At 40.4% G+C, this 13379-nt stretch carries 12 protein-coding genes; 9 read left to right on the top strand and 3 right to left on the bottom strand.

Annotated features, from left to right (window positions below):
* The first annotated feature begins 265 nt into the window (after positions 1-265).
* Positions 266-646, top strand: coding sequence for a DUF4190 domain-containing protein (locus DET59_RS15405; protein WP_113970527.1), 381 nt, complete (start codon positions 266-268; stop codon positions 644-646).
* Between the two features lie 89 nt (positions 647-735).
* On the opposite strand, the gene ispG is transcribed toward DET59_RS15405, so the two are convergent.
* Complete coding sequence (ispG, locus tag DET59_RS15400) at positions 736-1839, bottom strand: flavodoxin-dependent (E)-4-hydroxy-3-methylbut-2-enyl-diphosphate synthase (RefSeq protein WP_142675596.1); 1104 nt, start codon at positions 1837-1839, stop codon at positions 736-738.
* Between the two features lie 123 nt (positions 1840-1962).
* Positions 1963-2325 (bottom strand): hypothetical protein, encoded by a 363-nt coding sequence (locus DET59_RS15395; protein ID WP_113970525.1) that lies wholly within the window; start codon positions 2323-2325, stop codon positions 1963-1965.
* Positions 2326-2381: 56 nt separating this feature from the next.
* On the opposite strand from DET59_RS15395, the gene DET59_RS22145 reads away from it, so the two are divergent.
* The 3 genes from DET59_RS22145 to DET59_RS15385 all read left to right on the top strand — a co-directional run bounded on the left by DET59_RS22145 (position 2382) and on the right by DET59_RS15385 (position 5378).
* Positions 2382-2576 carry a hypothetical protein gene (locus DET59_RS22145; RefSeq protein ID WP_258549697.1) on the top strand — a complete coding sequence of 65 codons (195 nt, stop codon included), beginning with the start codon at positions 2382-2384 and terminating at the stop codon, positions 2574-2576.
* Entirely contained in the window at positions 2566-3570 is a 1005-nt protein-coding gene (locus DET59_RS15390; RefSeq protein WP_258549699.1) for an MFS transporter, read from the top strand. The genes DET59_RS22145 and DET59_RS15390 overlap by 11 nt, the downstream gene beginning before the upstream one ends.
* A gap of 80 nt (positions 3571-3650) precedes the next feature.
* The gene (locus DET59_RS15385) at positions 3651-5378 is read left to right on the top strand and encodes a methyl-accepting chemotaxis protein (RefSeq protein ID WP_181778188.1); all 1728 of its coding nucleotides are present in this window, start codon (positions 3651-3653) and stop codon (positions 5376-5378) included.
* 75 nt (positions 5379-5453) lie between these two features.
* Here DET59_RS15385 and DET59_RS15380 read toward each other — a convergent pair whose 3' ends face one another.
* The gene (locus DET59_RS15380) at positions 5454-6227 is read right to left on the bottom strand and encodes a DUF1189 domain-containing protein (RefSeq protein ID WP_113970523.1); all 774 of its coding nucleotides are present in this window, start codon (positions 6225-6227) and stop codon (positions 5454-5456) included.
* Positions 6228-6471: 244 nt separating this feature from the next.
* Between DET59_RS15380 and DET59_RS15375 the strand changes: the two genes are divergently transcribed.
* The 5 genes from DET59_RS15375 to DET59_RS15355 all read left to right on the top strand — a co-directional run bounded on the left by DET59_RS15375 (position 6472) and on the right by DET59_RS15355 (position 13062).
* Positions 6472-8100 (top strand): Na/Pi cotransporter family protein, encoded by a 1629-nt coding sequence (locus tag DET59_RS15375; protein WP_113970522.1) that lies wholly within the window; start codon positions 6472-6474, stop codon positions 8098-8100.
* A gap of 72 nt (positions 8101-8172) precedes the next feature.
* A complete protein-coding gene (locus tag DET59_RS15370; protein ID WP_113970521.1) occupies positions 8173-8652 on the top strand; it encodes a DUF456 domain-containing protein in 480 nt (159 codons plus the stop codon).
* Positions 8653-8826: 174 nt separating this feature from the next.
* Entirely contained in the window at positions 8827-9435 is a 609-nt protein-coding gene (locus DET59_RS15365; protein WP_044339644.1) for a superoxide dismutase, read from the top strand.
* Between the two features lie 105 nt (positions 9436-9540).
* Positions 9541-10755 carry an MFS transporter gene (locus DET59_RS15360; RefSeq protein ID WP_113970520.1) on the top strand — a complete coding sequence of 405 codons (1215 nt, stop codon included), beginning with the start codon at positions 9541-9543 and terminating at the stop codon, positions 10753-10755.
* A 111-nt stretch (positions 10756-10866) separates the two neighbouring features.
* On the top strand, positions 10867-13062 hold the full coding sequence (locus DET59_RS15355; RefSeq protein ID WP_472924305.1) for a peptidoglycan D,D-transpeptidase FtsI family protein: 2196 nt from the start codon (positions 10867-10869) through the stop codon (positions 13060-13062).
* Positions 13063-13379: the final 317 nt, after the last annotated feature.

Below are 13379 nucleotides of genomic sequence, written 5' to 3'. Positions count from 1 at the left end.
GGGAATAGCTGGACAGGTGAGACCCCGGAGGCGCAGCCGAGGAGGCTCACCGCCAGCCCCGCGGAAAGCGAGCATCCTGGAGCGGAAATCAACTACTACTTTCTTTCTTAAGATAGCAACAAACTTTGGGAAAAGCAGCCTTTCAAAAGCAATGGTTTGATAAGTGAATGTAAGCTAACAAAAATGACAAACATTAGCATAGTAAATATAGTGAAGTGACACACAATAAGAAGGCTCCCAAACACAGAAAGTGAGGGATTGCTGTATGAATGATGAACGACGCGAATTAAACAGCGTTGATCGAAATCTACAAGATATCGACGTGTATTACGACAATCCGGAAACAGATGTGAGTAAAGAATACCGTGAAGAAACAGCAGCAGAAATTGCTGCTCCAATGAGTGTAAGCCGCGACTTTGAAGAGGATACCGCCCGAGATACGACAACATCAGGTCGTGTATTGGGATACTCTGCACTTGCTCTATCCATTCTTTCCTTATTTATTCTCCCGGTAATCATGGGAGCTGCGGGAATTGTTCTTGGATTTGTGGCAAGAAGAAGAGGAGCAGAAATGCTCGGTGCCTGGGCAATCGGAATTGGGGCCGTATCGATAATTATTGGATTATTTGTACTGCCGTTCTTTTAAAAATAACACTTTTTCTTGAAATTGGGAGCGTTTCAAGAATGAAAAAAAGAGGGCTGATCGAGATCAGCCCTCTTTTACTTTACATGCATTTAAACTTCTTGTTCATTCTTTTCTGCTTCTTGCTGTGCAAAATATTCTTCTGCAATCTTGTCGATTTCTTTCTTTAATTCCTCAACCATCGTCTCTTCAGGAACTTTCCGGACAGTCTTTCCTTTTCGGAATAATAGTCCTTCACCACGAGCACCGGCGATACCGATATCGGCTTCTCTGGCTTCACCTGGTCCATTTACTGCACATCCCAGGACAGCTACTTTGATTGGTGCTTTAATGGTGGAGATGTATTCTTCCACTTCATTGGCTATTGAAATTAAGTCGATTTCGATACGGCCGCATGTCGGACACGAAATTAAGGTAGCAGCATTTGAAGCTAATCCAAACGACTTTAATAGTTCTCTGGCTACTTTCACTTCTTCAACAGGGTCAGCACTTAAGGAAATACGCAGTGTATTACCAATGCCAAGACTTAGAATCGCCCCCAGACCTACTGCACTCTTTACAGTTCCTGCAAACAATGTACCCGATTCAGTGATTCCAAGGTGAAGAGGGTAATCAAATGCTTTAGCCGCTTTCGTGTATGCTTCAATGGCCAAGTTCACATCAGATGCCTTCATGGAAACGATGATGTCATGAAAATCGAGATCTTCCAGAATCTTGATGTGATGAAGGGCACTTTCTACCATACCGTCAGCCGTTGGGTATCCATACTTTTCAAGGATTTTTCTTTCCAAGCTTCCGGCATTTACCCCGATTCGAATTGGAATCCCTTTTTCTTTCGCTGCTTTGACAACGGCCTCCACTTTTTCACGGCGACCGATATTTCCTGGATTGATCCGAATTTTATCGGCTCCGCCTTCAATGGCTTTTAAGGCTAGTTTATAGTCAAAATGTATATCGACAACAAGTGGAATATTGATCTGTTTCTTAATATCAGCTATCGCGTCTGCAGCACGTTCATCTGGACAAGCTACGCGGACAACCTGACAACCTGCTTCTTCGAGACGGTGAATCTCTTTAACCGTTGCTTCAACATCATGTGTCTTTGTAGTGGTCATACTCTGGATAACAAGTTCATTGTTACCGCCAATAGTTAAATCTCCGACTTTGACCGGACGTGTTTTTGAACGATGTATAATTTCACTCAAGTGTAATTCGCTCCTTTAGAAAGGTTCTCAAAGTTTCATTATAAGTAATACGAAGCTATTGTAACAGTGTTTTGTGTGAAATGACAAGAAATAGGTGTATTTTGAATGCTTGGATTATTGATAATTTGGGATTTTGTAGGTTTTCCCGATTTGGATCTTTGCAGGCGGCACATCATTTAATTCTTCGAAATCGGTAATCACACGTTCGATGGGAACAGGTATAGAACCATCAAGAAGATCTTCTACAAGACTTAAGACTGTATCACCGGGCTTGACCTCCATTTCCACATAAGGTATGGATGAGGGATCTTCCTCAGGAGTTTCCTGGGACGCGGTTGGAGATGCCTGATTAACCTGAGGCTGGGCTGTTGCGACAGTGGATTCCTTATAAAGCAGCCTTAAGGTTCCCTCATTTAAATCATAATAGACACTATAAAGAAGAATGATAATACCAAAGAAAATAGCCATTCTTTTCATATATACTTTCCTCCCGGTATTTTAGAATGAATCTGACTATGAAGGGGTTACGAATCATGACGAATAAGCTTCTCCAACTGGTAATCGGATTACTGCCCATACTAATGGTACTGGGAAATTCTATGCTTATTCCCATTCTTCCGAGTATTGAAGCGGATCTACATTTGAATAGCAGCTGGTCCGGTTTTATCTTAAGCTCATTCACCATACCTGCAGCAGTGGTGATTCCGTTCAGTGGGAATGTTGTCTGATCGCTTTGGTCGTAAACGATTAATCATAGTTTCTCTATGGATCATGATTCTGGGAAGTGTCCTATGTGTTGTGAGCGGAGAAGTAAATGAAACTGTTAAACTCTTCATGATTGGCCGAGGTTTACAAGGTGTGGGGGCCGCTGGAACGACACCACTGGCCATGGCCTTGATCGGTGACATCTTTCAGGGACAGGAACGCTCAAGGATGTTAGGCTCGTTAGAAGTGTTTAATGGGATAGGCAAGGTCGTCGCACCCCTTACTGGTGCCACACTGGCTATCCTTGTCCATTGGAATCATGCATTTTGGGTGTTTCCTGTATTGTGCTTGGTGATTTTAATAGGCCTCAGAAAAACGATTGAAACGAAAGAAGATGATCACAAGGCTGATAAAAAGAACCTGTACTCCATCCTTATTTCAAAGGGACGTTTATTATTTCCACTTTATGCGATTGGAGGGATAGGCTTATTTTTATTATTCGGCATTCTCTTCTTCCTTTCCTACCATATTGAAAATACTTTTCATATTGACGGCTTTTTCAAAGGATTTACATTTATCTTTCCACTTGGGGCGATGACCATCAGCTCTTACTGGTGTGGGAGGAGGTTAAAGACGGATGAGGAACTGGGATGGACGTATATGAAATGTGGGTTGTTAATGATGTCGGTCCCATTAGGCTTTCTGATCTTTTTTTCATCGCTTGGTTCTCTTATGTTCTTTATAACGGTAAGCTTTGGTGGATTAGGCTTGATGCTGCCAGTCATCAATACCTTTATTACGGGGAGTGTATCGGGGCATGAAAGGGGACTTATTGTCAGTATTTATGGTGCTGTGAGGTTCGGAGGAGTTGCACTCGGACCTATTGCATACAGCTTATGGAAAGAGAATGTGATGGAAATGTATATGATTACATTTGCTTTTTCTCTACTAAGCATGATTCTCTTTCTGTCTATAGCCAAACGAAGGAAGGGGGTCTTTCGTCCTAAAATTCAATAAACCTTTACTCCAGCTTTACATTTCCTTCATCTTTTTTTGAGAAAATGAAATGTGGAATGATTAGGGAAGGGTGTATAATTTTGTCGAAAATACTAAAGTTCAAACGAGAATGGCTTTGGAGGATTAATCAGGGGAAAATGAACGTTCCTTTTACCAAGTTATCATTAAAGAATCGATTATTGATTGTCATTTTACTCCTGGTTGCCATTACAGGCTCAGCGATTGGGGGGATATCCTATATAAAGTCCAAACAGGCAACGATCCATTTAATGGAACAGCGATTGGACCGTGAAGTGACATCGATGAGTGATATAGCACAAAGCATGATGCTCCTTTATGTTGGGAAACAGGAACAGTTTGGAAAAAAACTGGACGATGTGATTATGAAGCAGGATTCTGCACTCATCCAAGATAATATAGAAGCACAATTCTTTTTTGTCAAAGATTCGAAAGCAGTCCCTTTTTCAGTAAGTCAACGTTCTGAATTACAATTTGAGAAACCCCTTATTGATCGAATTGAAAATCTTGAAAAAGGGACCATTCAAACCACCATCAAGGGTGAGGCCTATACGTTAGCATTTCATTCGATTCAGGAGCTGCAAGGTGAATACGTGATTGTTGTTCCTCAGGAAGAGTATATGCAGGACATTCGATCAATGGCTGCTTATACAATGGTTATGATTGGTCTAAGCGTAGGGGTTGCCTTTATCATTGTCCTATTATTGGTGAACCGGTTAACCTCCCCAATCGCAAAATTGCGAGAGTCGATGAAAAAAATAAGAGATGGGGATCTTTCAGCAAACGTCCCCGTGGAAACGACGCTGCCCGAAATTGTTTCCCTTCAAAAAAGTTTTGATTCGATGGTATTGAAAATGAAAGACTTAATACATAATATTCATCAAACAACAGACAGTTTATCTTCTACAGGGACAAAGCTTCAATCCTCTTCATCTGAACTATTGAAAGAAAATGAGTATATGGTAGAAACTGTGAGAATGGTGAAAGAGGGGGCAGAACAGACGGCCGGTACTTCTGAAGTAAGTGTCAACCACTTCCAAGAAATGAATATCACTGTGAAATCCATATTTATGAAAATGAATTCCGTCTTCCAGAAAACAAAGGATATGAACGAATCAGCGGGTGACGGGGAGTACAAGGTTGATAAAATGGTAGTGGGGTTGAACAGGGTATCCGGCGACTTCAAGCATATGAATAAGATCATTCAAGATGTGCATGATCAATCATCCTCCATCGTCTCTGTTATCTCATTGATTAATCAAATTGCTGAACAAACGAAACTGCTTGCCCTCAATGCCACGATTGAAGCCGCACGGGCGGGTGAATCCGGTCGTGGATTTGCGGTTGTCGCCAATGAAGTAAAAAAACTTGCAGATCAATCATCAGATGCTACGAAGAATATTAGGGAAACCATTCATACTATGGAGTCAATCACGTTGAATGCTTCCAGGCAATTCGATCAATTTTTCAAAGAATTTCAGTACTACGTATCAGAAGCTACTGAGACACGAGAATCGTTTGATCTGTTGAAAAATGAAATAGATGGTGTCAGCAGGGATCTGCAAAATATGAAGGCGGATTTGGGCTACTTAGAAATATCTCTTCCAAAGGTGGAATCATCAACAGAGGCATTTTCTTCCGTGTCACAAGAAACGTTAGCGGGAACGGAGCAAATGCTTGCTGCCTTTAAAGAGCAGCACGAAAAGGTAAGGAATACCCATGAAGTAGGAGAAAAGCTATTGAATGCTTCTAACCAACTAAAGGAATTAAGCAGGCAATTCAAGTTATAGGGATGAAGCCGAATGGTCCTTATAAAAATGGTGTAAAAGGGAAATCCCTGTCTCCGGGTGAGACAGGGATTCTTATTATGCCCGGATCCTCTTTTGAGGAATCTCTTTCACGACTAAGTAAAGAATGACGGTGATCACAAACCAATCCAATATCGGGGCTGCAGGAATATAGGTTTGCAGCATTTCCATTAGGGTAAAAAATAAGGTGGAAACCGTCGCGGAATAGGCGGTCATCCGAAAGCTTTGCCGGTAGTTAACATTTCGTTTAAGAACATTGGCAAACGTAACACCGATTATGGCGAAGAGGGTGATCTTCAAGAACGTCATTCCGGAAGTGAATAAGTAAAGAAAGAATAACGCTACGGGAAGGAGAATCCATTTCATATCTATTAACGAATCCAATAGTTCGATTAAGCCATCCTTTGTAAGAGCCGTATCTCCAAATAAACTATAGGAAGAAGATTGAACATTTCCTTGATTGATGACTACGAAACTCTTTTCCAAAAAGGCTATCGTATCATCGTTTGCGTCAAGTTTTTCTTCCTTGAGTTCGCCTGTACTGTCAAAGATGATAGTGATGCCTTCCTTTTCTAATGTAATCGGTTCTGCTTGATCGGAAGATAACGAACCATTTTCGATTGTAAAGGGTGGAAATTCAGATTCCACTGAGTCTCTTACATTGTCAATGGCACTGGTTGCAAACGATATAAACTGTAAAGCCACTGGTAAAATAGAAATTAGTGCCAGTAAGAATATGTAACGGATTGTCTTGCCGATTCCCTGAAAGCGGAATGTTGCAATGTCTTTTGGGGAATAGATACTTTTATACAATTGTTGAAATACATTCATTTAAACTTTTCTCCTTTCGTGCATACCCTTTCTATTTTATGCTTGTCTTTCCTCTTCATCAAGTATGGAGAATATGAACAATCTGTAATAATTATATTTTGTAACATAATTGTAATAAAAGACGAGTTTTATTAACCTATTGTAAATTTGGAGTAAAAAGTATTTACCTTTGCTCAATTATATATTAAAAATGATATGGGGTTTTTGTTGTTTAATGTCGAAAATTTAAGTAGGGGTTGAAAAAATGGAATTAAATTGGCAAGAGATGTTGTTTCAGTTCTTTGGAGGACTAGGGATTTTCCTCTTCGGGATAAAATATATGGGGGACGGACTTCAAAAGTCTGCCGGTGAACGCCTGAAAGAAATTCTTGATAAGTTCACGACCAACCCATTCATGGGCGTATTAGCAGGTATTTTTGTTACAGTCTTAATACAGTCCAGTAGTGGAACAACGGTTATCGTAGTCGGATTAGTAAGTGCAGGCTTCATGACACTCAGACAAGCGATCGGTGTCATCATGGGTGCGAATATCGGTACAACGGTAACAGCGTTTATCATCGGAATTGATATCGGTGAATACGCATTACCAATCATTGCAGTTGGTACCGTCATGCTATTCTTCTTTAAAAACAAGAAAGTGCATAATTTAGGTCAGATGATATTTGGTTTCGGTGCATTATTTTATGGACTGGAATTAATGGGTGGAGGAATGAAACCACTTCGTTCACTTGAGGCTTTTCATGATCTAACAGTAAGTATGAGTACCAGTCCTATTCTTGGAGTTGTGATCGGTACATTATTCACTGTGATTGTTCAAAGTTCATCTGCTACAATCGGTATTTTACAAGAGCTATACAGTTCAGATTTAGTGGACATCCAGGCAGCACTTCCTATTTTATTTGGGGATAATATTGGAACGACCATTACGGCAGTTCTGGCAGCTTTGGGTGCTTCAGTTGCTGCAAGACGAGCTGCAGCAGTCCATGTACTCTTTAATCTGATTGGCTCAACAATCTTTTTAATCATATTGCCATTTTTCACTAAGTTTGTTCTGTTTTTACAATCTTCATTTAACCTGAATGAACCGATGACAATCGCTTTTGCTCACGGCTCATTTAATATAACGAATACGATTATCCAGTTCCCTTTCATCGCTCTATTAGCAGTGATCGTAACGAAATTGATCCCTGGGCAGGATTCACTTGTTGATTATAACTCTAAACATTTAGATCCAATGTTTATTGAACAATCACCTTCTATCGCTTTAGGACAAGCTAAGGAAGAAGTCCTTCGCATGGGTAAATTCGCCGTTAAGGGATTAGAAGAAACCAATGAATTCTTAAAGTCAAAGAGCTCTAAGAATGCTGAAGCAGCTTATCAAATTGAAGGAGCCATTAACAATCTTGATAAGAAAATCACAAATTATTTGGTAGATTTATCTTCAGCTTCATTATCTGAAAATGAATCAGAAAGACACTCTATATTGATGGATACCGTTCGCGACATCGAACGTGTAGGAGATCACTTTGAGAATATCGTTGAACTGATTGAATACCAACAAACCAACAAGGTTAAGATTACAGATGATGCAATGAACGACCTTGAAGTAATGTTTAGTCTAACTATTGAAACAGTGGAAAAAGCCTTGAAATCTTTAGACTTGAACGATACTGATATCGCAAGGGAAGTAGCTGAAAAAGAAGATCAGATCGATAAAATGGAAAGAAAGCTTCGCAAACAGCATATTCTGCGTATGAACGAAGGAAAATGTTCGGGACAAGCAGGAATCGTGTTTGTTGATATCGTCAGTAACCTAGAACGTATCGGTGATCATGCAGTCAATATTGCCGAAGCGGTTTTAGAAGTAGAGTAATACAAGTGCTGACCCATTTGATATTTGTCAAATGGGTCAGTTTTTTTTATACTGAATGAGAGGTGTTAAAAGATGGAAATTTTTTATTGGGGTATTATCATCGTATTAATGATTTTAGCCTTTGTGGGATTGATCTATCCGATCTTGCCGAGTGTCCTATTTCTGATTGGAAGCTTTATTTTATACGGCGTGTTTTTCAGTTTTGAACCCTTTAGCTGGTTATTCTGGACTGTGCAGGTCCTGTTTGTGATTCTTCTTTTCGGTGCTGATTACATGGCGAACCTCATAGGGGTAAAGAAATTTGGTGGTACAAAAGCGGGAATATGGGGAAGTACGATCGGTTTGCTTGTCGGACCTTTCGTCATTCCTGTCATCGGGATTCTGATTGGCCCGTTTTTGGGTGCGATCATCGGTGAATGGGTCGTGCATAGATCCAATCTAAAGACCGCCGTAAAAGTAGGTGTTGGATCCGTCGTTGGATTCATCTCCAGTGTCGTGACAAAAGGAATCATCCAGATTGTCATGGCTGTATATTTCTTTTTTGTTATTTGAAGGGGAAATATATTCTTATGACTAGTAATGGAAATATAGGGAATTTTATTCTTGTATGAGAAAAGTGAGAAATAGAAGGCAAAATATTTGAACAGATATAGTAGTTTTGGTAATCTTATACTGAAACGGCCTGAATTCATTGTTCAGGAAACTATACATAGGGAGGAATTTATAATGGCTTACGAATTACCGCAATTACCTTACGCATATGATGCATTAGAACCTCATATCGACAAGGACACAATGAACATTCACCACACGAAACACCATAATGCATATGTTACGAAAGTAAATGATGCACTTCAAGGTCACGATGATTTACTAAGCAAATCCATTGAAGATCTTGTTTCTAACTTAGACGCTGTTCCTGAAGGTGCTCGTACTGCAGTACGCAACAATGGTGGCGGCCACGCTAACCACTCTCTATTCTGGACAGTATTATCCCCGAATGGTGGAGGCGCTCCATCTGGAGAGTTGGCAGATGCTATTTCTTCCAAGTTCGGAAGCTTCGATTCATTCAAAGAAGAGTTCGCTAACGCTGCTGCTACTCGCTTTGGCTCAGGTTGGGCTTGGCTTGTGGTAAACAACGGTGAATTAGAAGTAACAAGCACACCAAACCAGGATAGCCCTCTAATGGAAGGCAAAACACCAGTTTTAGGTCTTGATGTTTGGGAGCATGCTTACTACCTGAATTATCAAAACCGTCGCCCTGATTACATCGGTGCGTTCTGGAACGTTGTGAACTGGGATGAAGTAGCGAAGCGTTATTCAGCTGCTAAATAATTTTACTTGTAGAGGAGAGAGGTTCTTTTAAGAACCTCTCTTTTTTTTGTATAACTTTCCTCCCTTTTTCAAAAGATAGGGGTACGTTAAAGGGGAGTTTTTCAAATGAGTAGATATAAAAAGTTATTAGGCGATATTGATTTAACGAAAGATCTTACTCTGTTGCTGTTGATTGGTGGATTATATTCATTGAGTATTGCGCTCTCAAACACATTCGTAAACATCTACTTGTGGAAGCAGTCAGGTGAATTCATTGACTTAGGTATCTATAATTTAACCGTGGTGATCTTTCAGCCAATAACGTTTATATTAGCTGGAAGATTGGCAAAGAAAGTAGACCGGGTGATTGTGTTACGCTTCGGGGTTATTTTTTTGGCTTTATTTTACATATCTGTATTGACGTTCGGGGAGTCGGCTGAAAATTTTCTGGTTGTATTGGGGGCGTTGCTCGGGATAGGTTATGGCTTTTACTGGTTAGCGTTTAATGTGCTGACCTTTGAAATCACGGAACCTGAAACGAGAGATTTCTTCAATGGTTTCCTCGGTACGTTAACGTCAGCTGGAGGAATGATCGGACCGATCCTCGCAGGTTTCATCATTTCCAGGTATACTTCATTTAAAGGATATACCATTGTGTTCGGTCTATCTCTCCTGCTATTTGCTATTGCCGTCCTTATGAGCTTCTTTCTTAAAAGGCGACCTGCCTCCGGAAGATATCTATTCCTCAGAATTCTGGAAGAAAGGAAAAACAATGATAATTGGCGGCACATTACGAACGCCCACTTCTTCCAGGGATTGAGGGAAGGAACGTTTATCTTCATTATTTCTGTGTTTGTGTTCATCAGCACGGGAAGTGAGTTTGCCATTGGTACATTCGGACTCATTAACTCAGGGATCGCATTCGTTGGCTATTACATTGCATCCAGGGTGATTAAAAAAAAGTTTCGGAAAAAGGCCATTTTATTAGGTGGAATCCTTCTCTACCTGGCAATATTCTTGATTGTGTTTGATGTCACTTACACGAAGTTATTGCTCTATGCCGGGGTGATTGCCATTGCGTACCCCATACTCCTGGTACCCTATATTTCCATGACATATGATGTGATAGGAACGGGCTGGAACGCCGCTGAAATGAGAATTGAGTATATTGTCGTAAGGGAAATTTTCTTGAATCTGGGAAGGATTGTATCAGTCACAGCTTTTATAGTTGCCGTCACATTTTTCAATCACGAAGAGAGCATCCCCATCCTCTTACTAATGCTTGGAGCGGGTCATACCCTCATTTATTTCTTCGTGCGAAAAGTGGATTTGCCCATATAGGATATTAAAGCAAAGAGAGGGAAAGATTTCCTCTCTTTGCTTATGTCTAGATTATCCTTGTACTTTTCTATAAAATAAGAAGGGATGGTAACGATATAAAGATATTTTTACATAGAGGAAGGGTTGGAAAGATTGAAAAGAAATAGGAGAAAAAGAAAGACGCATGTTCCCGTTCGGATGAATCTGCTGTTTTTTGCCGTGTTCTTATTATTTTCTCTTCTGGTACTTAGACTGGGACTCGTTCAAATAGTGAATGGAGAAAGCTACAAGAAGGAAGTAGAAAGAACAGAGGATGTTGTCGTCAATACAGGTGTGCCACGAGGGAAAATGTATGACCGTTATGGTAATGTGATCGTGGATAATGTTCCGCTGAATGCGATTACGTATACACGTGCAAACAACACCAAGATCGAAGAGATGATGGAGGTCGCTTCCAAGCTTTCTGAGTACATTGAAAAAGATACAAAAGAAGTGACTGAAAGAGACAAGAAAGATTATTGGTTGTTAAATAATAAAGAACAAGCAGATAAAAAAGTGTCAGAAGAGGAAATAAAAAAGCTTCAAAACAATGAAGATTTCTCTGAAGACGATGTGAACGCGAAAGTGTACCAAATGAGACTGGATCGGATCACAAAAGACGAGTTAGCGTCACTGACTGAAAAAGATCTGGAAATCATTGCGATTTATCGTGAGTTCTCCAGCGGATATGCATTAAATCCGCAAATTGTGAAAAATGAAGGGGTCACCCCGGAAGAATTCGCCGTCGTCAGTGAACATCTCAATGAACTTCCCGGCATCAATACCACTACAGATTGGAAGCGATCCTACGTATTTGATGATACGTTGAGGACGATTCTAGGGAACGTATCTTCCTCAAGGGAAGGTTTGCCGAAGAACCTGGTAGATTCCTATTTAGCGAAAGACTACAACCGGAATGATCGTGTAGGGAAGAGTTACGTTGAATTAGAATATGAAGATGTCCTTCAAGGTCAAAAGGAACAAATCAAAAACGTCACCAAAGGCGGTAGCGTGTTGGAATCCGTACTCGTTCAAGAAGGGCAACGGGGAAAAGATATTGTTCTGACAATCGATATGGAGCTTCAGCGTGAAGTCGAAAAGATAATAGAAGAAGAATTACGAAAACAGATTGTGAATCGCGGTGAGTCTCCTAACCTGGATCGTGCTTACGTGGTCATGATTGACCCAAATACCGGTGAAATATTGGCCATGGCCGGGAAGCAGTATGTAAAGAACTCAGAAACTGGGAAATATGAGATGAGGGATGCTGCTTTAGGAACCTTTACGTCTTCTTATGAAGTGGGGTCGGTGGTAAAGGGTGCCACTGTATTAACCGGATACATGACAGGGAATTTAAAACCGGGAGAAGTGTTAATTGATGAACCATTAAAAATCAAAGGGACAAAGCCAAAATCTTCGTGGTTCAATAGATACCAGCGAATTCCCATGTCTGACTTGTTTGCTCTGGAGAAGTCTTCTAATTCATACATGTGGAAGGTTGCCCTTAAAGTAGCAGGCGGTCAGTATGTACCGAATGAGCCGATTGTTAATAATCCGGAAGCATTTGACATCTTTCGGAACCACTACGCTCAATTCGGATTAGGTGTGCCGACTGGAATAGACTTACCTGGTGAATCTTCCGGACTTACAGGTACAGACACCACTCCTGGTTTCCTACTGGATTTAGTGATTGGTCAGTTCGATACGTATACAACGATGCAATTAGCTCAGTATATTTCAACCATTGCAAATGATGGATATCGCGTGGAACCACATATCATGAAAGAAATCAGAGAACCGACAAACGATCTGGAAAGCCTGGGGCCAATCCTGTTTGAAAAAGAAACGAATGTGCTGAATCGAATTGATGCTACACAAGCTCAAATCGAGCATGTCCAAAAAGGTTTTTACAGGGTGTACCACTCCCCTGATGGAACGGCATATGATCAATTTAAGAATGCACCATATAATGCGGCAGGTAAATCGGGTACCGCTGAGACGTATGTGGATGGAGAGCTGAACTACAACACGACTCTTATCGGATACGCCCCATTTGATAACCCTGAAGTGGCTTATGCCACAATGGTTCCCGCTTCTCATATCCAAGCAAGCGGAGTAGCCGATCCTTACGTGAATAAATACATCTCTAAACGAGTGATGGATAAGTACTTTGAACTGAAGAAGAAACGTGCAGAAGAAGTGAAGGACCCGACTTCAGTTAACAAGAAAGTAGAAAATGCTGAAGAGGCAGAAGAACAAATGCAAGAAGAAAGAGAACAGAATAACTAAGCAAACTTTAGCTGATTTCCACGAAATGAATTTCTGGAAATCAGCTTTTTTCTAATGGTGTTAAGTCTTTTTACTCAAGATCAAAAGAACATTTTTAGAATGAAAACGGGAATCAGGGTTAAATCTTATAAATATTTGAGGTTTTTTAAGCGAACTACATAATTTGCAAAAGTATGTCTAATACTATGTTTATAAGGATTACATGAGGTTCTTCAAGTTCTGTTAAGGGTCTGAAAGGTGAAGAATAATGTCGAATTTACAAAACCTTTACAAACGGTTAAAACCTTATTAACACTCATCTATTAATCTATTACTCG

It is taken from the genome of Rossellomorea aquimaris (genome assembly GCF_003315075.1).
In the GTDB taxonomy this organism is placed as follows: domain Bacteria; phylum Bacillota; class Bacilli; order Bacillales; family Bacillaceae_B; genus Rossellomorea; species Rossellomorea aquimaris_C.
Note: the sequence above shows the minus strand (reverse complement) of the source record. Positions and strands in the feature narration are given on the sequence as shown.